Origin of the sequence: Aeribacillus sp. FSL k6-2211, assembly GCF_037966125.1 — a bacterium.
In the GTDB taxonomy this organism is placed as follows: Bacteria; Bacillota; Bacilli; order Bacillales; family Aeribacillaceae; genus Aeribacillus; species Aeribacillus composti.
In genome coordinates, this window is record NZ_CP150190.1 from 2,041,335 (window position 1) to 2,063,472 (window position 22,138).

Below are 22,138 nucleotides of genomic sequence, written 5' to 3' on the forward strand. Positions count from 1 at the left end.
AATTAGGATTGGCAGTCCTATCCAAATCCTAAGAATAAGGAGAAACCATTATGGATAAGAATACCACAGAATCCACAATAAATGAACTATTTAAAGAGATCGATCCAATAACTTTTTCAAAACTAATTAATGTGATTGACGTTGACAAATACATTAAAAAATTAACAGCGTATAAGTTTTTACAACTTTGTATCATCGCTCAGATAAATGAATTGGAAAGCTTAACAAAATTGGCCAAACATTTGAAAGACAAGGAAGAGTTGCAGACATATCTGGAATTTGATGCAATTAGTACTTCGCAACTTTCTCGCAAATTAGGCCAATTATCCCCTCAACTGTTTGAAAAAGTATTTAAATATCTGGTCTTAAAGATCCAAGGGCAAATGAAAAATGCCCCGATCATCCGAAACATTGGTCGTCTTCTGGTCATTGATTCTACCACGATGAGCATGAGTTTGAGCCAATATCCATGGGCAACTTTTCGTAAGACAAAGGCTGGTGTTCGACTCCATTTAAAGGTTGTTGTAACGAAGGATATCACTGTTCCGGATCAAGGGATTATCTTACCCGCGAAACATGCCGATCGCACACAGATGGACGAACTCATTGAAATCGATCCAAATGCGATTTACTTGTTTGATCGAGGGTATGTCGATTACAAACAGTTCGACCGCTTATGCCGAGAAGGGGTGCGATTCATTACCCGGCTTAAAAAGAACGCAGAGATTGAAGTTTTATCGGAACGGATTCCCAATCCAGAACGTTTGATTTATAGGGATCAGATTGTCATTTTAGGAAATGACCGTAATCATACCAAAATGACTCATCCTCTCCGATTGATCGAAACGGTCGACAGCGAAGGGAATCCCGTGATCATCATAACCAATTGCTTTGATCTTTCTGCGGAAGAGATTGCAGATTTATACCGATATCGCTGGAAGATAGAGACCTTCTTTAAATGGATGAAACAGCACCTTAAGATAAAAAGATTTTATGGAAAAAGTCAAAATGCCGTTTACAATCAAATTTGGATCGCCCTAATCACCTATTGCTTACAGGCCATGCTCCAATTAAAAGTGAATCACGATGGTCCTTTATTAGAGATCAAGCGAACTTTACAGAATCTGCTTTTTAAAGGTTTTGACTGTTTTGTTCGCTCCCTTTTTAAAAAGCCAATTCGAACGTCCAACGGTCGGAAAAAATACCATTGGGAAAAAGATTTTGAAACCATCGTGTACCAATTTGAAGAAGGGGAGGTGGAACACCTAGACGATTTAGTTTATGATCCAATGTTTCTGTAATATATTACCAAATTGTGGAAATGGACTGCCGATTAAGACGTCATTGTCCTTTTAAGCTTGCTTAGAAAGATTGTATGTCTGAATATTCAGTTACATGAAATAACTGGAATTTTTATTGAGCTTGACAAACATTAAATTTTTTTATGCAACGCTACTGACAAGCAATATTAAAATAAGAACAAATAAATATGCTGCCGAGAGCCTCCAAAATTCGATGTTGATAACTTCTTGCTTCATTGATTATCACCTGTTGGTTTATATTTTATCGTAATAACTTTATCTGCATATGTTTTTGGTATTGTATCTGAGTGTGTTACCATAATAACCGTTTTTTCTTTTTTCCTAGCATCACGAATGAATGCATCCATGATTTTCTCTTCAGTTCCTTTATCTAGCGCAGAGGTTGGCTCGTCTAATAAAAAAACTTCTGGATCCATTAGAAAAATTCTGGCTAGTGCAAGTCTTTGTTTTTCTCCACCGGACAATTGTTCTACGTCATCCATGATTTTCTCTTCAGTTCCTTTATCTAGCGCAGAGGTTGGCTCGTCTAATAAAAAAACTTCTGGATCCATTAGAAAAATTCTGGCTAGTGCAAGTCTTTGTTTTTCTCCACCGGACAATTGTTCTACGTCATCCTCTAATTTTTTTTGCAAGCACACAAATTTTAGTGCTTCTTTCAACATTTCATCGTCAAGAGGCTCTTTTTCAGATAAAATTCTGCCGAAATTCAAATTCTCTCGAATATTTCCTTCAAACATTACTGGCTGCTGTGAAAGCATCACAACTTCCCGTCTTAAAGCGATTGGATTCCATTCAAACAATGACCGGCCTTTATAAACAATTTCTCCTTGATCTGGCGACAGCATGTGATTGAGCATTTTTAAAAGTGTTGTCTTTCCTCCCCCGCTTTGGCCAATGATGCACGTTACTTGTTTTTCTTCAATTTTCAACTCGTCAATGTAAAGAATATCTTTGTATCGTAAATTTTTGATGTGAAACATGTAAAACAGCCCTTTCTTCATAAAAAGCGAAATCCCCTGTTTTGATTATGAATAAAGTTGCAAATGATTCAAACCATTATACTTATTAAACACTTCTCTCTTTATAAAAAGCTTGGCACTCTTATTTATTTTATTTCGTGCAGCAAACCACTGAAAATTTTTTATTTCATTTAATGTCGGAACAAAGGAATGGAAAAAAGATAAAAAATTTGAATTTTATACCTCTTGTTTTAAATAAAAAAAGCTTTTTGAATGAAATTTTAACGTATTTGGAGCATTTTGTAAAATTTTTTGCGAAGCGGAAAATCAATGTTATTGGAAGGAAAACGCCTTTTGATCATGAGGGCTTAATGAAGATCGACATTTTGCGTCTTGAAGCAGTTTTCTTCCCTGCTTTGGAGAAATGATCAGAGGAGCTTAAAAAAATTTGTCCTTAACCTTTCGTTTTATCCATGCTGCCTCAGCAATCCAACAATTTTGGGGCACTAGACACTTCATAAGCCCCTGGCCTTTTTTTGCAAAACGGGATGCAAAAGCATTCAACGCGATATGATAAAATTTTTTTTTTAAAACAATAGAATAACTTGTGAAATAGAGCTGATTGAATCGTTCAGAAAGAATGACATAAATCAAAACAGACGGCAACGAGGCGGTTATAGGACGGCACGAGAACACCCCGACAAGCTCGTTGTCCACAACGCTTATGCAGCCCTTCATCGATGATAATGAAGAAGCTCTTATATGCCGAATGAAAAATATGTACAGGGCTCCTTAGAAATTTTTCCAGTTCCAAGAGCCCGGATTGCGAAACATTTGATATGATCATGCTTTTTTCAAAAGTGTCTCTTTCCTTGTAGTTTTCAGCTTGGCGTCCTTTTATTTAAAGACAGAGTAAGTTGATTGGTTTCATGGTAACTAGTTTCTTTCTGCAGCTAAAAATTCTTTTCTATAATGATCAATTACCTATAAAAGTTATAGTTCACGGCGGAAGTCACCGCTTTTGCCGCCTGTTTTCTCCATTAAATATGTTTGGCCGATGACCATTCCTTTATCGATTGCTTTGCACATATCATACACGGTTAAGGCGCAGACGCTCGCAGCAGTTAATGCTTCCATTTCAACCCCTGTGCTTCCTTTTGTTTTCACAAATGAATGGATCATTAATTCATATTTGTTTTCGTCGCATTTCCATTCAAATTGAATATCCACCGCTTTTAAAGCAATCGGATGGCACATTGGAATGATGTCAGCCGTGCGTTTGGCGGCCATAATTCCAGCTACTTGCGCTACTGACAGAACATCTCCTTTTTTGACCTGTGAGCTTGTGATTTTTTCATACACTTCTTTTGAAACAAGAATACTTGAGATGGCATGTGCAGTACGGACTGTTTCCTGTTTCTCTGAAATATCTACCATTTTTGCCCTTCCTTGCTCATTTAAGTGAGTCAGCTTCTTCATGTTTTTAACCTCCACTCATCGGCGGAATAAGGGCGACAACATCCCCATCCCGAATGATGTCATCTTCTGCAGCAAATTCTTCATTGATGGCAAAAAGGACGGAGGATAGGGCGGGCAGTGAATATTCTTTTTCCAACCGTTCGCGGAGTTGTTTAACAGTTATTTCTTGATATGGCAATGTCATCTCCTTTTTATTCAGCTGCTCTTTTAGTTGGGCGAAAAATAAAATTCGGATCATGACTTCATCTCCTTTGGAATGCCTTTTTCATAAGAAATCGTTTCTTGCTGATTGCCGATCCACAATGAGCCATCCTCCCAATGCTCTTTCTTCCATATCGGTACCATTTCTTTAATCCGCTCGATTGCATAACGGTTTGCTTCATAAGCATCAGCGCGGTGAGGAGTAGATACGGCGATGACGACCGCGGCATCCGTAATTTCTAATCGTCCGATACGATGGACAATGGCAACCTTAGCATTCGGAAACTGCTGTTTAATTTCAGCTCCGATTTGTTCCAGTTTTTTTTGAGCCATCGATTCATATGCTTCATATTCTAAATACAATGTTTTTTTTCCTTTTGTCAATTCCCTTACAGTTCCGATAAATGTAACGATAGCTCCGGCATTTCGATCCACAACAGCTTCGATGACACGTGAAACATCTATCGGTTCTTTCACAATTTGAAACATAATTATCCCTCCAAATATAATATAAAATGGCATTATTGTCTCATTTCCAACAGCTTCTCCTTTACATAGTTCACGATCCAGCTGATATACAAATCTTCATCTTTAATAAAAAATGAATGTTTTTCTTTCAAAGGGATCGAGCTAATCGATGCGATCACATTTGATAAATCAAGCAGATGAAGATCTTTCTCATCACGGATACAGACAATTTTCGGGTATGGAGCTTTTTTCAATCCTTCGATAATCAATACATCAATTGAAAAATGCCGGTAAAGTTCCATAATGTTCGAAAAATGTTCATTCGCTTTTATTTCAGCTTGCAACAGCAAAGTTTCTTCCCCTAGAACCGCTGAAACAACAGCACCAGCTTCCCAATGCCGATACGTATCTTTTTTTGGAATATCCGGTTTTCCACCATGACCGTGATGTTTAAAAGTACCGACTTTTATCCCATGATTGGTCAGCTCTTTGATGCATTTTTCAATTAGCGTAGTTTTTCCGCTGTTTTGATGCCCTACCACTTGTAAAATCATCATAGCCAACTGGAGGCTCCTTCTTCATCTTCGATTAACAGCACGTTAACTTCACTGCCTGCTTGAAATCCTCTGCTTCCGCCAGGCAAAACAATTAAACTATTAGTATGAATTAAGGATGAAACAATATTTGATTTGTCCCTTCCAATCGGATCAGCTACTAGCTTTCCATCATGAAAGGACAATTTTGCTCTCACAAAGCGCGTGAACGGATTCGGCTTTAAAAAATCTTTCGTTAAAATCGCCCGGGCTCGTTTTAAATAACAATTTTTTTGTCCGAGCATCGCCCTTATATACGGACGGACAAACAGCTCAAAACCGACATAACAAGCGGAAGGGTTGCCTGAGAGGCCGAACAAAATTTTGTTGCCGACAACTGCTGCAGAGGTAACACTCCCTGGGCGCATGCCGATTTTATTGAATAAAACTTGGGCTTGAAGATGCTCGTACACCTTTGGGATATAATCAAAATCGCCCACTGACACTCCGCCTGTTGTGATGATAATGTCGGCCATTTGCATTGCTTTTGTAACAGCTTGAAATACATTTTGAAATGTGTCTTTCACAATTCCGTATAAAATCGGTTCACCGTGAGCTCTGAAAATTTGTGCCTGCAGCATATAAGTATTGCTGTTGTGAATTTTTCCTTTTTCCAGCGGTTTATACACTTCAAGCAATTCGCTCCCGGTTGCTATGACGACAACCTTTGGGCTCTTCATAACCGGAACGTAATGATACCCGAACGTTGCCAGAACAGCGGATATTCCCGGAGTGATCACGGTTCCTTTTTCGATAAGCAAACTGCCCTTTTTCATATCTTCTCCGATGCGGGAGATGTTTTCTCCTGCCTCAACTTTTCTTTTTATTTGCACATATGTTTTTCCGTCTTTTCTGAATTCCTGTGTTAATTCCTTCATGATGACGGCATTTGCACCTTCTGGAATGGCAGCGCCAGTCATAATTTTAACGGCTTGAAAAGGTTTTAAAGATTCTTTCCAAACAGAATCTGCTCCTTGAGTCCCGACGACTTCCAAAACTGCTGGATTGGAAGCTGAAGCGGCCTCGGTCGATGCTGCCCAAACAGCATAGCCGTCATAAGGGGATCGATCAAATCCAGGTACATCCGTTGTAGCAGTTATATCTTGACCAAGCACACGATGAAAGCTGTTTTCGATTGATACATACTCTATTTCACCTTCATAGCTTTTTTCCAACACCCGGTCGATTGCTTCCTCTACTTGAATTGGCTTTCGCAACGCTCCCATTCCTTTCCACCATTCTTTCCCCCACCCGATACTACCAAGGAACATTTATTTTGTTTTGGAAAAGGAGGCTTGAGGAAAAAGGTTATTATGAACAATATACTGGTCATATTCATCCTTTGTATTAATATTGATGAAAGCATCATCATCATTAATCTCAACATATCTAGTATGAATACTTGGAAGAAAATGCTTCATGCTTAACTTATTTTGTTCAAGGTGCCATCGTATTTTTTCCTTCACTCGATGATGGTACATGGCGATCAATGGCTGAATATTTCCGTGAACACTAGGAACAATCGCTTCACAACCGTCATTTCTGTATAATTGCAATTTTTTCAACAAATGCGCATTGATAAAAGGAGTATCACAAGGTAAAACGATATACCATTCGGATTTGAATTGGGACATAACGGAATAAATGCCGGCAAGAGGTCCTTTTCCTTGATACAATTCGAGATCTTGAATATATGTCAGCTGGTTCCTTTGCAGCCATTTCGTATCTATTTCAGGATGTATGACAACAACCACGTCTTTTGTGATACATTGCAGCGCTTCGATACTATATAAAATAAATTCCTTTCCATTTCTTTTCGCAAATGCTTTCGGTTGCCCAAACCGTTTCGACTGTCCTCCTGCCAGCACAATCCCGATCATCTTGTTCACTGACGATTCATCTCCCAAACAAGATGGCGAAGTTCCGGCAAAATCAGCTTTTCCATGGCAAGACGAACCGCATTTGTAGATCCCGGCATGCAAAAAATGACTTTTTGTCCAATTGAACCGGCAAGTGCTCGACTAAGCATGGATGCGCTTCCAATTTCTTTATAGCTTAAATAACGAAACAATTCCCCAAAACCAACCATTTCTTTGTCAAGCAATTCTTTTACCGCTTCTACCGTCACATCCCGTTTTGTAAAACCAGTCCCGCCGTTCAATAAAAAAACATCAATTTCCTCAGAAGCCTCTTTCACAGCAGATTGAATGGCTTCCCGTTCATCTTTCACAATCTCGTAATCTATTATTTCCATTTGTTCTCTCGTTAATAATTCGATGATTAATGCACCGCTTTTATCCGTATCCTTCGTTCTCGTATCAGAAACGGTGATCACTTTGCAGCGAACAGGGCCATTTGCCTTGCTGCGATGTTCAGATACACTCATCAATCACACCTCACCCGCCAATATAAGACATTTCCACACGTCTTTTTGCAGAAAGAGCATTGATCCTTCCTCTTTCTTCGGAATAACGATCGTCCCGAGCCTGCCAAACACGGATGATCTCATCCAATATTTCTTCACCGCTTGCTCCCTTTCGCATTTTAACTAATAAATCAACGCCGTTTGAGGCAAATAGCATGTATACTTTTTAGGGCATTCGCGTGCAATCAGAACAAAAAGCTCCTGATAAGGAAGAAATAAAACCGCCTTCCACATCCGTACCTCGGTATCGATACCTTTTAGGAACCTCGCCAAAAACGTTGACTGAACTGGTTTAAGAGGTATTTCTTGGTGAATCATATCATGAACTTCTTTGCTCGTCAAAACTTCGTCCATTTTCCAACCGTTTAAGGTTTCGACATCCATATATTCGATGAAGCGGATCGTCATTCCTTTTTCTTCAAAAAAACGAGCCATCGGTAAAATTTCGCTCTCATTTATTCCTTTTACAACCATGTTCACCTTTACCGCCAGACCTTGTGCAACCGCTTCTTCAATTCCTCTAACAATTTCCTCAGACTTTGCTTTACCTCCGTTCATTTTAGAAAAAATTTCGTTATTTAAAGCATCTAAACTGACATTGATCCGGTTCATGCCCGCTTTTTTTAAACGCTTGGCATATGATATTAAAAATATCCGTTAATGGTCAATGAAACGTCTTGAAGATCTTGAATATTTTTTAACATCGTTATTAGTACATCAATGTCCTTTCGTCCCTCCGGTCAGACGAATTTTTCGAATGCCTAAACGTAAAGAGGCTGGCCAAACGATATATTTCTTCAAACGTCATTAGTTATTCCCGTTTCATAAAAGAATACTGTCTTCCTTCCATTTCAGCATACAGTATACACAACGAAAATTATATCGGCCTGTCACCGAAATGCGCAAATCCAATAAAGGGCGGTTAATTGATCTCGCAACATCTTCCTCTCCTTATACATTCATTCTTCATATGTTACAGACAAGATAAACAATAGAATGAGATCTCTGTCCCATAAATTCGAATGATCATAAAAGGTTAAATTAATTGTAAAAAAAATTTTCTGAAAAAGAAACCTATTTGGAATACATTTTACCAATTTATCATTTTTTATGGCTAACATGATGGGGCTCTATACAATGAATTGAGAAAACAAAATAGATACACAAAAAATATTTTACGATTTCGGCAAACGGAGGCTTTCATAATAGAATCAGCAGTTTTCATTATGGACAATGTACCAATGCTTGGCGAACTGTAAAACTTGATGGAAAGAATGGTTATTATATTAGAAAACCGTTCATCCATCAACAGGATCTTCTTAGCTTTTTCCATTTCGGGTCACCTGTCGAGAATCCGTCCAGACTCGAAAAAACTCAAAGTTGATTGAAAAAAAGATACTATCGAAAAACAACTGATAGAAAAATCATTAAAGAAAACCGCCGGCAACAAATCCAAAGCTTCCTGAGAATTAGGGATTTCACAAGTTACACTTTACAATAAGATGAAAAAATACCAGCTACCTAAATAGATGAACAACTTCTCAATCGTTTTCAAAAATGGCATTAACTTGGTTTACGCCCCGCTTTTTCTTCTAGCACACTTTTCAGGCAACCATCTTTTTGATGTCAATGACATACTTTCAATGTTAGAATGATCTTTTTGCAATAGCGCTTTGTCCGGGTTAGACGTATTTTTCGCACAATGGCCGCTGACCATATTAGCAAAGAAATAAATTTCCCTACATGCCATCAGCTGTTTCCGCTTTAAAAACACACACTCTCCTTTCTATTTCAAGCAAAACAATATCCTTAGCGAAATGGTACCGATCTTTCATTGAAAACTGAAACATTTTCTAACAAGCAGTTCAATTGATGTTGCAACATCTTCCCTTCCCTCAATTGGAAGGATATATGCCAATACGGCATCACGAATCAATTATTCATAAACTTTTCAAAAGTGATGCCGATGAAGTGAAGCAAATCACAAATTGCGGGAATTGTTTTTACTATGATGAACATTGATAAAAAAGATGGAAAGGAGAATATGGATGGGAAAAACTGTTGAATTAGATGTTCGCGAAGATTTAAAGAAGAAATTAGAGCCGTTTCAAAAAATCATGGCGGCCATTCAGCCTCTTGCACAAGGAGATGTATTTATTTTACACGCTCCGTTTAAACCTGTTCCGCTTTTTCCTATCATGAAGAAAAAAGGGTTTTCTTATCAAGCGGAAAAAATAGAGGATAAACATTGGAAAATTACCTTTGTTAAAACGGAGGAATGAAAAAATGATACTGGATAATCGCGGCTTAGAGCCCCCACAACCGATGATGCGGACTTTAACGGCATTAGCAAAATTAAAAAAAGGAGAAGCGTTGAAAATTATTAATGACCGCCGCCCGATGTTTTTATTTGAACAGCTTGACGATCTCGGTTATACCTATCAAACGTAAAAGCGCAGTGATGGAAGCTATGAAATAACGATTGAAAAGAAGGATGACGATGATGACGGCTAATCATACTTATGAAACGAATATTCGAATCCCTTTTTCGTTTATTATTTTTGGCTTGCTGGCGTTTTTCCTTTCTCAAATTCTTTTATTTCTGTCAACTCGTCAGCTTTCAACCGGAGAAATGCGCCTTCCTGTCGTATTGTCAGCTGTCCATTTATTAGTGATTGGCTTTGCTTTAATGACAGCCATGGGGGCCATGTATCAGCTTGTTCCAGTCGTGTTTTTAACCCCGATATGGAATGAAGCATTCGCTTTTATCCAAATGGTCGTCACGTCATTAGGAATACTATCTTTTAGCATCAGTCTGGCCTTTAATATTCAAATGGCTATATTTTCAGGCTTGCTTCTTACTTGCGGGATTGTAATGTTTTTATGGCAGATGTTCATGACATTAAAACAACAGAAGAAAAGAACGGTCATCACTTTATTTGTTGGTACCGCCCTCATTTGTTTGCTCCTAACGATCGGGCTCGGATTGACGCTTGCCTATCATTTTTGGAGCGGCAGACAATTAATCGATCATGATTTGATTTTCAAAGCACATATATTGCTGGGATTTTCCGGCTGGTTTACACTTCTTATCTTCGGATTTTCTTACAAAATGGTTCCGATGTTTTCATTGGCGCATCATTTTTCAATGAACACGGCCCGATATGTTTACATTTTTTATATGAGCGGTCTTGTGTTAACTTTCATCAGTTTTATAACGGCAAATGACCGGTTGTTATCAGCAGGGCTTCTATTGATGGCTGTCGGATATGGGTTGTTTGCATACCATATGTTTGCCATTTTAAAGAAAAGGATGAAGAAAAAACTGGATAAACCTTTTCTGTTTGCTCTTTTGGCCATTGTTTTTGGAGTCATCCTGCATATAGCGGCGGCCGGTTTTTCTTTTGAAAGTGAAATCCATTCCCGCATCTTTTCCATCATCATCTACTGTTATCTGTTCGGCTGGATTCTATTAAGCATCATTGGCTACTTATATAAAATTGTTCCTTTTCTATGGTGGACACACCGGTATAGCAAAAAAATCGGCAAAGAAGCGGTGCCGACTTTGAAACAAATGATAAATGAAAAATGGATTGTGATGGAATGCTGTTTATTTGTTGCGAGTCTTATCGGCATGATCGCTGCTCTTGCCTCTTCAAGTACTGGTCTATTTTATCTTGCTCAAGGAGGAATGGTGCTGTTTTCTGGATTATTTGCCTGTACGATTGGCTCCGTATTGTTGAAATAAAATAATGAGGGAACGATTTACTGAAATATAAAGGGTGATGTAACAATGGAAATAAAAGCAAAGATCTTGGAAAAACTGCAAAACGTTTTAGATCCTGAATTGGGAATTAATGTTGTTGATTTAGGACTGATCTATAAGATTGAAGTCAAAGACGGAACTGCATTCATTTTAATGACATTGACTACACCCGGCTGTCCGTTGCACGACTCAATAGCAGGCGGTGTGAAACGCGCATTGCGTGATATTGAAGGCATTCAAGACGTAAATGTCCAAATCACTTGGAATCCGCCTTGGTCCCCTGATAGAATGAGCGAAAAAGCATTAAGGCAGCTAGGGTTCCTTTCCTAAACGTTTTTCAAAGACTGTTCCTTTCCTGAAAGGGACAGCTTTTTTTATGAAAGAAGTCCCAATTATTTTGGTGTTTTTGGCTCTTCTTCCAGTTCCCATACAAACGGCGTCACATTTAAGATGTTCGTTTAATCGTTTCCCAGCCAAAAAAATCCCCTTCCAGGAAAATTTTTTACAAATGCTGTCTTCCTGCAGGGGATAATCGCTGTTCCTTGTTTTTCCGGAGGTGTCAACCAGGAAAAAAATGTAACTGAAATCGCAAATGACGTTTCTGCCATTCCAATGAAAAAGCCCAAAATATCGTCATTCCGTAAGAATTGGCAAAACTGATGCCAACTAATGAGACAATTAAAAATAATAAAAGCAAAGAATACATTTACCGTCGGCCATACCGGTCAGTCCAAATTCCGAGTGGAATTCGCATGACAGAACCTAGCAGACGGGTTGGCAACTTAGATGCTTTTTTATGTTGATGTCAGGTTATAAATATCTTGGAACGTACTTGCTAACGGAGATAAAATTCGCCATACGGCAAATGCAAATGTCATGGCTAAAGTGGTGACTGGCAGTAATGCTTTTTGTTTCACCAAAATCCCCTCCTAAACAGATGAATGGTGCCATCATCTGTACCATAAAAATAGGCGGGGAATGTTTGTGAACTTTATCATATAATTATTGATTGCCAAATCATTGTTAAAATTTCACCTCAACAAAAATGTTTTTCCGATTTTTGCCCATTCAATCAAATTGAATACCGCTTGCGTTTCCAACGGTTTAAACTTCCCGTTTTTGGCGAAGCGCTTTAGGAATGTATACACAATAAGGCTCACTTTCCAAATAGTCGCCTGTCACAGCATACGCTCTTGAGCGTGAGCCTCCGCAAACAAAACGAAATTCGCAAACACCGCATTTTCCTTTATAAAGATTTGGATTGCGCAATTTTTGAAATATTGGTGATGTTCTATAAATATCGGCCAGTGATGTTTGTCTTATATTTCCCGCTTTGATTGGAAGCAATCCGCTCGGGTAAACATCGCCAATATGGGAAATAAACACAAAACCGTTGCCATCATTTACTCCCTTCGGAGCACGGCCGAGTCCGTCCACTTCCCCTGTAGCCCCTTTAAACAAAATATCTTCATAATGGATTTCTTTTCCATCTATTTGCTGTTCACGCATTTTGGCTTGCAAGACGACACGACGGTAATGTTGTCCGGCAGTCGTTTTAATATCAAATGGTACACGTTTGCTCTTTTCATATAACCAACGAAAAACTTGTTCATGTTGGGCGGGAGAAATCATATCCGATTGTTTTCCTCTTCCAGTTGGTACGAGGAAAAAAACGCTCCAAAGAACGCAATCAAGTTTTTCAACAAAATCCGCCATTTCTTCAAGAACATGAACATTGTAGCGTGATACAACCGTATTAATTTGAACAGGAATCTTAAATTCATGCAAATATTTGATTCCTTGCATCGTTAAATCGAAAGATCCTTTTGTGCCGCGAAAATGATCATGAATTTCCGCATTCGGGCCGTCCAAACTAAATGCCCAACGGGAAAGCCCGATATCTTTTGCCCTCTGCATCACTTCTTTTGTTACATTTGGAGTTGCACTCGGCGTGATTGAAACACGCAATCCCTTTTCAATAGCATATTCGGCAAGAGCAAATAAATCCGGCCGCATTAATGGATCACCGCCGGTAAATACTAATAGCGGCTGGTTCATCGCAAAAATATCATCAATTAATTTTTTTCCTTCCTGAAAAGTCAACTCATGGGGATCACGATGATATTGCGCCTCGGCTCGGCAATGCAAACAATTTAATTGACATGCTCTCGTCAACTCCCAAATGACTATAAAAGGGTTTTGGTCATAATCCATCATCACATACAAACTCCTTTCTTTAAAATGAAAAATATCTCTGCTTCTTCTCATCATATAAAAAGGTGAGATTTTCGAAGTGAAAGCCATCACACTTTCCGATAAAAAGGAAGAAATGATTTTTACGAAAAAGTCATTTTTTTGACAAATGTTCAACTGCTGCGAATCTTCCCCGTGATTGCTTCAAATGGATGAGGTGGTCTGCCCCAAACCTTAAGTATGTTAGACACCTTATTTTTATTGGTAACTATGATTTACATCACACGACTCATTTGTAAAGAAACGCTATAATATGAAACGAAAATCAAAGTTGAAATAAAGGTGTGATACCATGACAAATAGCTGGGTGTTTGAAAGATTAAGAAGCGTTCCCCTTTTCCGTGAACTGTCTGATGAAGAATTGACTTCCATAGTTGCTATCTCTCAAGTACGTACCTATCAACCAAAATCGTATGTATTCATGCAAGGCGACATGCTGGAAAACGTATATTTCATCCATTCAGGAACTATTAAAATATATAAAACGGACAGAAATGGAAAAGAACAAATCGTTTCCATCTTGCAGAATGGAGAAATGTTTCCCCATACCGGATTTTTTCGCAAAGGATCTTACCCTGCTCATGCAGAAGTTATGGAAGAATCTACATTAATTGTCATTCCCATCAAAGATTTTGAGGAAACGCTTATGCTCTTTCCGGTATTGTCCATCAAATTGTTTCGTGTGATGAGTGAAAAAATCATAGATTTGCAAAATCGGTTAGAAGAGCAAATTCTTCATAATACATATGAACAAATCGTATTGTTGCTGTTGCGGCTTACCAAAACGAATGCACTGCCGCAAGGAAAACTTTATCGTTTGACAACCCATTTAACGAATCGGGAATTGGCAAATATGATCGGAACTTCCCGTGAAACCGTAAGCAGAACGCTTAACCAGATGAAGCGGAAAGGTCTTATTCTTGTTGATGACGACGGATATTATTTGGTTGATGCTGAACAATTGGAGAAAGAAATCTTTATGTAGCGGCCGCCAAAAAGAAAACTGTTTTTTTGATGAATGTTTGAAGCGATTAAGAATCATAATAAAGGAAAACGAATTTTCATGGAGGAAACGAAATGTCCACAAAACGTCAAGACAAGAAAATGAAAAATAACCCAACCTTCGGAGCATATGATGAACCTGTGAAGAGCGGCAGCGAATCCGACCTAACACAAGGTTTGGCCATAACGCAGGAACAAGTAAGAGACACATATACGGAGGGCACAATTGATGGGATGATAGAGGATGTTGACGGCAACAACATCCCGTTGAAGCCTGAAAAAGAATAATAATGCCTTTTTTCCTGATATTCAAAGTGAAATGCCTGTATGGGGCTGTCCAAAATCATAAACACCGATATATCAACGTTTCTAAAACATTAATGGGGGCGTCAATAAGCCGTAAAAACGACTTATTAGACACCCCCAATTTCATGGCCAATTTTGTCTTGACAGCGTTCAAAAAAATATATCGGCATTACTTCACCCAAAAAATCGAATGATCATTGGGCAATCAACCTTCTGCAAAGGGAAAATGCGCTTACGGCAGCATGAACAAATTGATGATCATAAACATTGCAAAACAAAAATATACGGCATTGCCCACTTCAATTAAACCGATTTTTAAAATCGGCATTTTTTTTCCGTAAAAATAAACAGCTCGAATAACACTCGGAATATAAGCTATTATAAAAACGGCATACTCGGTAGCGACCAAGCCGATCATTAAGAAAACATGAAAACCCCATGACAACCATTTATAGTTCGGATTGTTTTTTTCCCGAATCATTGTTTTGACATAAAAAGTGCTGCCCACAAAAAATAAAAAACAAAGCATTATGGTGATGAAGGCTTCTTTTGTTATTTCACCGCTTACAATAAAAGAACTGGCAAGACCTCCAATGCAAAAAACAGCGATTGCTGCTAGATCATTGAAAAAAGCACGATCTTTTTTCTTTTTCCCATAATAAATATTTATTAAAAAAAACGGTGTCATCGCCATTCCGAAATATATTATTTCCCATCTATACATTAATGGAAAGAGCAGTATAACGGCAGCAGCGGCAAAATAAAGAGCAAACCACTTTATATAAAATGGCTTGCGCTTATTTTTCATAGCCATCAGTAACGGATATGTTGCTAAATATAAACATAACCAGCCGATAAATAATGGAATATGAATCCAAGAGAACCCTCCTATATAAGCCCCCAATAGAAATGGTATAACAAGCATTGCCCAGGCTCCATGCTGTTTTGGAATCACTAATTTCTTGACGGTTGCCATCATGTATCCACCTTTCATCAACAATTTCTTCTAAATTCCATTATAGTGAAAAAAACTAGCTACGTTGTGATTTGTTGCATACCTCTTTGTTTTGTCACAAAATAGCCACAACACTAAACGGGAAAGTGACACCTGTCACTATTGAAAAGAACGAGTTGCGGTATTATCTTTTTAACAATGAAATTGGGAGGGAAAAATAATGAAAACAATATTTACGGAAAATACGACAGTTGGAGAAATTGTCGCAATGCTTCCGAAAGCGAGCGATGTTTTTAAAAAAAATAAAATTGATTTTTGTTGCGGCGGTGATCGCTCTTTAAAAGAAGCAGCCGATAAACGGGGAGTGGCGATTGAGGAATTAATGAGTCAATTGCAGGATCTGTATGCTGCAACTGATGAAAAAACAGAGAAAAATTGGTTGACAGCAACATACTCAGAACTTATTGACCATATCATAAATAAACATCATCGTTATTTGTTGGAAGAACTGCCAAACCTTAGTCCCTATGTGACAAAAGTTATGCGAGTCCACGGCGGAAATCATCCACATCTAATAAAGATTCATAAATTGTTTAATGAATTAAAAACGGAACTAGAACAACATTTATGGAAAGAAGAGTCTGAAGTATTTCCGCTTATTAGCCAGTTCGAGAAGCAACCGACAAGCGAAAACGAACAAAAAATGAAAAAAATGATTGCCGATCTTACGAATGAACATGATAAAACAGGGGATATCATAAAAGAAATTAGGCGGATCACAAATGACTATACCCTTCCGAACGGGGCTTGCCGAACATATCAACTCGTTTACAATCGTTTAGAAGCTTTGGAATCAGACTTATTTGAACATATTCATTTGGAAAATAACGTATTATTTCCACGCATTCTTCAATAATTTCGGGTGTAAGAGGCGGCGATCCCCCGCCTCTTTCTTCACCATTTCAACATCACGGAAACGGACTGTTCAGACCTTGATCTAACCATTAAAACTTAAAACGTTTTATCAAGGACGAAGCTAAAGGCTATTGACAAGCAAAGTTTCATGGCATGCCGTCGTAATAGAGTTTTTTTCAGAGAATAGAAAGCTAAAAACGAAAAGCGCCTCGGTGTGTGACGTCTTTTTCGCTGATGTTGCTGAATAAGCGGCTTTCGATATGGTTTCTTTCTTTTTTGGAAGCGCTCTTTTTCTTGTTTTGATATTCTGCTTGTTTGGCACAAAAGAAGAATAACTTAAACATCTTTCTTCTGATATAATAAGTATAATAAGTTATATCCAACTTTTTTCAACTACACCACTACGATCACAAAGGAAGTGAAGGGAAATTGGAGGAATTTGTAGGATTTTGTATAAGGTGCAGCAAACCTATTCATTGTCTAAACGGTTTTTTGAATGGGGCTATTGACGAAAAAAATGGGTCGTTGTTTTGTTTTTCATGCTTAGAAGAGAATGAAAATTCGGATTTTTCTCATCCATCCCATTGAAAGCGCAAATAAATGGCATTTAGATTGCGAAGCCTAGAGTGTACCAACAAGTCTGTTTTCTTTTATTTTCTTCATAAAGCCTTTTTTGACATTGGGGAAATGGCCAAAGCATCTCACTCGCTTTCAAATCATAGTGTGGCAGTTCTCCTTGATCCTCTCTTGAACGATCCGCCATCTAGATTCTGTACAAAGATGTGAGATCTCTGGCAGTCGTTTTTAAAAAACAAAATGATATGCAATTTCAAACAACGTTTAGAAATGTGTCCGAATAATATGTCTGATCGAGACCAAGCGGTTTTCTTTCAGAACTTGCTCCTAAACCGCCAATGAAGCAAAATATCACTGTATTAGAGTGAAAAACCCCTATCCTCACTAAATCCGGATAGGGGTGATCATTTTTTATGCTTCCGTTTCCAGCCAGCTATCAGCGACTTCTCCTGCCTCCTCTTTATCTATGTAAAAGGAACCGTTGCTGTATCGATCAGTCACCTTCACATTGGAAAGAGGCACTATTTCCCTGATACCTTTCTCCGTTTCCAATACCAAATTCTCATTTCCGTTGACGAGTAAGATGGCCGCTGTCCGATGCGGGTTTGTTTTCAGCTCTCTGTACAGCATTGATCCTCTTCTGGCTCGTTGTGTTCGTTCGATTTCCCCGATATTGATCATTTTCACAGCGCCTCTGTGCGTGACAATGGCGAGCTTTTGATCGTTAACATGTTTCTCAGCAAACACAAGTCCAGAAACGACTGCATCGCCTTCCTTTAATTGGATGCCTTTGACTCCTGCTGCACGGGAGCCGACAATATTCACTTCTTCTTCGTGAAATAAAAGACCGTATCCAAAACGGGTGGATAACAAAATCAATCCTGTTCCATCAGTTATATGAACCGCAACCACTTCATCGTCGTCTTTTAAATTGATCGCAACAAGCGGCTTGGAGTATCGCTGAGCTTTATATTGGCGAATTTCCGTTTTCTTCACCATGCCTTTTTTCGTAACAAACAAGAAAAATTTCTCGTCGTCAAAACTTTTTAAAGGAATGCCTTGTACAATCCGTTCATCTTGATCAATCGGAATGGTCCTTGAAATATGCTGTCCAATATCCTTCCAGCGAATATCCGGAAGCTCGTGAACAGGACAATATAAATAATTTCCTTTGTTTGTGAATAAGAGAAGAACATCTGTTGTGTTCATTTCATACTGGCATAACAGTCGATCCGAATCCTTCATGCCGAAATCTTTTCCGTTTGATGCTGTATACGACCGCAAGCTCGTACGTTTCACATAGCCGTCTTTTGTCACAGTAACAATTGTATCCTCGCTTGCGATGAGGGATTCCATATTGATAGTAATGGATTCAATTTCCGCCTCAATCTTCGTCCGCCGCTCATCGGCAAATGTTTTTTTCAATTGTTTTAATTCGGATTGAATGACTTTGGAAAGCTTTTTTTCATCCTCCAAAATGCTTGTTAACCCCTTGATTTTTTTCTCAAGCTCTTCTTCTTCCGCTTTCAACGCTGTAATATCAGTGTTTGTCAGACGGTACAGCTGCAACGAGACAATCGCCTCTGCCTGCGGTTCAGTAAATGCAAATTCACTAATTAAATTATCTTTCGCATCCCGTTTATCTTTTGAAGCACGAATAACAGCGATCACTTCATCCAAGATGGATAGAGCTTTGATTAATCCCTTTACGACATGCTCCCTTTCTTGAGCTTTTTGGAGCTCAAAAGTCGATCGGTTAACCACGACTTCCTTTCGGTGTTCGATGTAAGCATCCAACAATTCAGGCAGGCTTAATAATTTCGGATGCCGACGGTGAATTGCAACCATATTAAAGTTATATGGAACTTGCAAATCTGTGTTTTTATATAAGTAATTTAAAACTCCTTCAGCATCGGCATCTTTTTTCAGTTCGATGACGATGCGAAGACCTGTCCGGTCCGTTTCATCGCGCACCTCGGCGATTCCGTCCACTTTTCTTTCGTACTTAAGGTCATCTATTTTTTTTACTAAGTTTGCTTTATTGACCTCATACGGAATTTCTGTAATGACAATTTGCTCTTTTCCGCCTCGGATTTTTTCAATTTCCGCTTTGCCGCGAACAACAATTTTTCCTTTTCCTGTTTTATATGCTTTTTTAATCTCGTCGATTCCTTGAATGATTCCTCCAGTCGGGAAATCAGGGCCTTTTAACACTTCCATTAATTCCTCAACTGTGCAATCCGGATGATTCATTCGCATAATCACAGCATCAATGACTTCGCCAAGATTATGCGGAGGAATATCAGTTGCATAGCCGGCTGAAATCCCTGTTGAACCATTGACAAGCAAGTTTGGGAACATCGCGGGGAGAACGACGGGTTCTTTCGTTGTATCATCAAAATTCGGTACAAACTCGACTGTATTTTTCTCAATATCTTTTAAAAGCTCGGAAGCAAGTTTGGACAGCCGTGCTTCCGTATAACGCATGGCGGCAGGAGGATCGCCGTCAAGGCTTCCGTTGTTTCCGTGCATTTCCACTAAAACATTGCGAACCTTCCACTCCTGGCTCATCCGAACCATCGCTTCATATACAGAAGAATCTCCATGCGGATGGAAGTTCCCGATAACATTCCCGACTGTTTTGGCCGCTTTTCGAAATCCTTTATCATGCGTATTTCCGTCCATCAGCATCGCGTATAAAATTCTCCGCTGCACCGGCTTCAGCCCGTCGCGAACATCCGGAAGCGCGCGGTCTTGAATAATGTATTTGCTGTACCGTCCAAAACGGTCGCCCAGCACATCTTCAAGGGGTAAATCGACATAACGTTGTTGAGCTTCCATGCTGCTCCTCCTCTAGCACATTGTTTTAAATTTCGAACATGTTGTCATTTTCGTCAATACCAAAAGACACATTTTTTTCGATCCATTGTCGACGCGGTTCAACCTTGTCACCCATTAAGGTTGTCACTCTTCTTTCCGCTCTTGCTGCATCATCAATCCGGACGCGGATGAGAGTGCGTGTTTCAGGATTCATCGTCGTCTCCCATAGCTGCGGCGCATTCATTTCTCCAAGCCCTTTGTATCGTTGGATTGTGTAGCCTTTGCCGACCTTCTTAATGGCAGCGGACAGCTCCTTCTCATTCCATGCGTATTCGATGACTTCGGATTTGCCGCTGCCTTTGCTTACTTTATATAAAGGCGGAAGCGCAATATAGACTTTCCCTGCCTGAATGAGCGGCTTCATATATCGATAGAAGAAAGTCAATAAAAGCACTTGGATGTGGGCGCCATCCGTATCAGCATCCGTCATAATGATCACTTTGTCGTAGTTGCAATCTTCAATGTTAAAATCAGCACCGACGCCAGCTCCGATTGCATGAATAATTGTATTGATTTCTTCGTTTTTAAAAATATCCTGCAGCTTCGCCTTCTCCGTATTGATCACTTTTCCGCGCAGAGGCAGAACAGCCTGAAATCTTCTATCCCGACCTTGTTTCGCTGATCCTCCCGCAGAATCCCCCTCCACAAGAAACAATTCATTTTTCTTTGGATTCCGTGATTGAGCAGGCGTAAGCTTTCCGCTTAAAGACATTTCAGATTTTTTTCGTTTTTTTCCTGATCTTGCTTCTTCGCGCGCTTTTCTTGCCGCCTCTCTTGCTTCTTGCGCTTTTATCGCCTTTTTAATCAGGAGGGTGCTGATCTCCGCATTCTCTTCTAAAAAATAAGATAATTTTTCCGAAATGACTGTGTCAACAGCAGATCTCGCCTCTGTTGTACCGAGTTTTCCTTTCGTTTGCCCTTCAAACTGCAAAAGTCCTTCAGGGATTCGGACGGAGATAATTGCCGATAGCCCTTCACGAATATCTGTTCCTTCCAAGTTTTTGTCTTTCTCTTTTAATAAACCGGTCTTTCGTGCGTATTCATTAAACACTCTTGTCATGGCAGTTTTGGCGCCTGCTTCATGTGTGCCGCCGTCTTTTGTTCTCACATGGTTGACAAACGACAAAATGTTTTCGCTGTAGCCGTCATTAAATTGGAAAGAAAATTCGACTTCAATCCCTTGCTGCTCACCTTCGAAAAAGACAACAGGATGAAGAGTCTCTTTTCCTTCATTTAAATATGCGACAAATGATTCGATCCCATTTTCATAACAATAAGATTCTTGAACATTGTTCCGTTCATCAATCAAATCAATTGTTAATCCTTTTAGGAGGAATGCAGACTCCCGCAATCGTTCACTCAATATGTCAAATTGAAAAGTCGTAGTGCTGAAGATGAGAGGATCTGGTTTAAAATGGACTGTCGTACCGGTTTCTTTTGTTTCTCCTATCTTTTCTAATGTCGTAACGGGTTTCCCGCCCTTTTCGAACCTTTGCTTGTAAATAAATCCGTCCCGTTTAATCGTCACTTCAAGCCACTCAGATAAAGCATTGACGACTGAAGCGCCTACTCCATGCAAGCCGCCGCTTGTTTTGTAACCGCCTTGCCCGAATTTTCCTCCTGCATGAAGCACGGTTAAAATTACTTCCGGAGTCGGCTTACCAAGCTTATGCATGCCAGTCGGCATTCCTCTTCCTTTATCAGCAACAGAAATGCTTTCATCTTTATGTATTTTGACAATGATATGGTCTCCGAAGCCTGCTAATGCTTCATCTACAGAATTGTCAACAATTTCATATACAAGATGATGCAATCCTCTAGCATCCGTGCTGCCGATATACATCCCCGGCCGTTTCCTCACTGCTTCCAATCCTTCCAATACTTGAATCGCATCGTCATTGTATTCCATTATCTTTGCTTTTCCCACAAACAAATAACTCCTTTCAAAAAACAAGAACAGATGTTTGTAAACTGTATTTTACATGGTTTCCCTGCGTTTGGCAATCTTACACGGCAACGTATATTATTGTATTACTCA

General features: G+C 39.2%; 20 protein-coding genes and 2 pseudogenes. 8 read left to right on the forward strand and 14 right to left on the reverse strand.

Going from position 1 to position 22,138, the window contains the following annotated elements; genetic code table 11:
* Positions 1-50 precede the first annotated feature (50 nt).
* Positions 51-1,301 carry an IS4 family transposase gene (locus NSU19_RS09825; protein WP_339197272.1) on the forward strand — a complete coding sequence of 417 codons (1,251 nt, stop codon included), beginning with the start codon at positions 51-53 and terminating at the stop codon, positions 1,299-1,301.
* Between the two features lie 233 nt (positions 1,302-1,534).
* Here NSU19_RS09825 and NSU19_RS09830 read toward each other — a convergent pair whose 3' ends face one another.
* The 9 genes and pseudogenes from NSU19_RS09830 to NSU19_RS09870 form a co-directional block, all read right to left on the reverse strand.
* The gene (locus NSU19_RS09830) at positions 1,535-2,323 is read right to left on the reverse strand and encodes an ATP-binding cassette domain-containing protein (protein WP_339199928.1); all 789 of its coding nucleotides are present in this window, start codon (positions 2,321-2,323) and stop codon (positions 1,535-1,537) included.
* Between the two features lie 951 nt (positions 2,324-3,274).
* Positions 3,275-3,760: a cyclic pyranopterin monophosphate synthase MoaC gene (gene moaC, locus NSU19_RS09835; RefSeq protein ID WP_063387660.1), complete on the reverse strand. Its 486-nt coding sequence runs from the start codon at positions 3,758-3,760 to the stop codon at positions 3,275-3,277.
* Between the two features lie 4 nt (positions 3,761-3,764).
* The gene (moaD, locus tag NSU19_RS09840) at positions 3,765-3,998 is read right to left on the reverse strand and encodes a molybdopterin converting factor subunit 1 (RefSeq protein ID WP_063387661.1); all 234 of its coding nucleotides are present in this window, start codon (positions 3,996-3,998) and stop codon (positions 3,765-3,767) included.
* Positions 3,995-4,450, reverse strand: a complete 456-nt coding sequence (locus NSU19_RS09845) for a molybdenum cofactor biosynthesis protein MoaE (RefSeq protein ID WP_130156967.1) — start codon at positions 4,448-4,450, stop codon at positions 3,995-3,997. Before NSU19_RS09845 ends, moaD begins: the two co-directional genes overlap by 4 nt.
* Before the next feature lie 32 nt (positions 4,451-4,482).
* Positions 4,483-4,986, reverse strand: coding sequence for a molybdopterin-guanine dinucleotide biosynthesis protein B (mobB, locus tag NSU19_RS09850; protein ID WP_201108594.1), 504 nt, complete (start codon positions 4,984-4,986; stop codon positions 4,483-4,485).
* Positions 4,983-6,248, reverse strand: a complete 1,266-nt coding sequence (gene glp, locus NSU19_RS09855; protein ID WP_339196239.1) for a gephyrin-like molybdotransferase Glp — start codon at positions 6,246-6,248, stop codon at positions 4,983-4,985. Before glp ends, mobB begins: the two co-directional genes overlap by 4 nt.
* Before the next feature lie 45 nt (positions 6,249-6,293).
* Positions 6,294-6,902: a molybdenum cofactor guanylyltransferase gene (locus NSU19_RS09860; RefSeq protein ID WP_063387703.1), complete on the reverse strand. Its 609-nt coding sequence runs from the start codon at positions 6,900-6,902 to the stop codon at positions 6,294-6,296.
* Between the two features lie 5 nt (positions 6,903-6,907).
* Positions 6,908-7,408 carry a MogA/MoaB family molybdenum cofactor biosynthesis protein gene (locus NSU19_RS09865; RefSeq protein WP_130156971.1) on the reverse strand — a complete coding sequence of 167 codons (501 nt, stop codon included), beginning with the start codon at positions 7,406-7,408 and terminating at the stop codon, positions 6,908-6,910.
* 10 nt (positions 7,409-7,418) lie between these two features.
* Positions 7,419-8,374, reverse strand: a pseudogene (locus NSU19_RS09870) (radical SAM protein).
* A 1,121-nt stretch (positions 8,375-9,495) separates the two neighbouring features.
* Between NSU19_RS09870 and NSU19_RS09875 the strand changes: the two are divergent.
* From NSU19_RS09875 to NSU19_RS09890, 4 genes are read left to right on the forward strand one after another with little or no spacing between them, the layout of a single operon-like run.
* The gene (locus tag NSU19_RS09875) at positions 9,496-9,729 is read left to right on the forward strand and encodes a DUF2249 domain-containing protein (RefSeq protein WP_063387667.1); all 234 of its coding nucleotides are present in this window, start codon (positions 9,496-9,498) and stop codon (positions 9,727-9,729) included.
* Positions 9,730-9,733: 4 nt separating this feature from the next.
* Positions 9,734-9,898 carry a DUF2249 domain-containing protein gene (locus NSU19_RS09880; RefSeq protein ID WP_339196246.1) on the forward strand — a complete coding sequence of 55 codons (165 nt, stop codon included), beginning with the start codon at positions 9,734-9,736 and terminating at the stop codon, positions 9,896-9,898.
* A gap of 49 nt (positions 9,899-9,947) precedes the next feature.
* Positions 9,948-11,195: a hypothetical protein gene (locus NSU19_RS09885; RefSeq protein WP_339196248.1), complete on the forward strand. Its 1,248-nt coding sequence runs from the start codon at positions 9,948-9,950 to the stop codon at positions 11,193-11,195.
* Between the two features lie 45 nt (positions 11,196-11,240).
* Positions 11,241-11,543 carry a metal-sulfur cluster assembly factor gene (locus NSU19_RS09890; RefSeq protein ID WP_063387670.1) on the forward strand — a complete coding sequence of 101 codons (303 nt, stop codon included), beginning with the start codon at positions 11,241-11,243 and terminating at the stop codon, positions 11,541-11,543.
* A 200-nt stretch (positions 11,544-11,743) separates the two neighbouring features.
* On the opposite strand, the pseudogene NSU19_RS09895 reads toward NSU19_RS09890, so the two are convergent.
* Positions 11,744-12,133, reverse strand: a pseudogene (locus tag NSU19_RS09895) (MFS transporter); the annotation flags it as partial.
* Positions 12,134-12,317: 184 nt separating this feature from the next.
* A complete protein-coding gene (locus tag NSU19_RS09900; RefSeq protein WP_130156975.1) occupies positions 12,318-13,430 on the reverse strand; it encodes a TIGR04053 family radical SAM/SPASM domain-containing protein in 1,113 nt (370 codons plus the stop codon).
* A gap of 328 nt (positions 13,431-13,758) precedes the next feature.
* On the opposite strand from NSU19_RS09900, the gene NSU19_RS09905 reads away from it, so the two are divergent.
* Together NSU19_RS09905 and NSU19_RS09910 are read left to right on the forward strand one after the other, a co-directional pair.
* Complete coding sequence (locus NSU19_RS09905; RefSeq protein WP_066248574.1) at positions 13,759-14,451, forward strand: Crp/Fnr family transcriptional regulator; 693 nt, start codon at positions 13,759-13,761, stop codon at positions 14,449-14,451.
* Between the two features lie 92 nt (positions 14,452-14,543).
* On the forward strand, positions 14,544-14,756 hold the full coding sequence (locus NSU19_RS09910; protein WP_339196252.1) for a YozQ family protein: 213 nt from the start codon (positions 14,544-14,546) through the stop codon (positions 14,754-14,756).
* Positions 14,757-15,006: 250 nt separating this feature from the next.
* Here NSU19_RS09910 and NSU19_RS09915 read toward each other — a convergent pair whose 3' ends face one another.
* Positions 15,007-15,750, reverse strand: coding sequence for a YwiC-like family protein (locus tag NSU19_RS09915; RefSeq protein WP_066248572.1), 744 nt, complete (start codon positions 15,748-15,750; stop codon positions 15,007-15,009).
* Positions 15,751-15,949: 199 nt separating this feature from the next.
* On the opposite strand from NSU19_RS09915, the gene ric reads away from it, so the two are divergent.
* Positions 15,950-16,645, forward strand: a complete 696-nt coding sequence (gene ric, locus NSU19_RS09920) for an iron-sulfur cluster repair di-iron protein (RefSeq protein WP_339196255.1) — start codon at positions 15,950-15,952, stop codon at positions 16,643-16,645.
* 986 nt (positions 16,646-17,631) lie between these two features.
* Here the strand turns inward: ric and parC are convergent.
* Both parC and parE read right to left on the reverse strand, forming a co-directional pair.
* Positions 17,632-20,061 carry a DNA topoisomerase IV subunit A gene (gene parC / locus NSU19_RS09925; RefSeq protein WP_339196259.1) on the reverse strand — a complete coding sequence of 810 codons (2,430 nt, stop codon included), beginning with the start codon at positions 20,059-20,061 and terminating at the stop codon, positions 17,632-17,634.
* A gap of 25 nt (positions 20,062-20,086) precedes the next feature.
* Positions 20,087-22,009: a DNA topoisomerase IV subunit B gene (gene parE / locus NSU19_RS09930; protein WP_094246508.1), complete on the reverse strand. Its 1,923-nt coding sequence runs from the start codon at positions 22,007-22,009 to the stop codon at positions 20,087-20,089.
* Positions 22,010-22,138 lie beyond the last annotated feature (129 nt).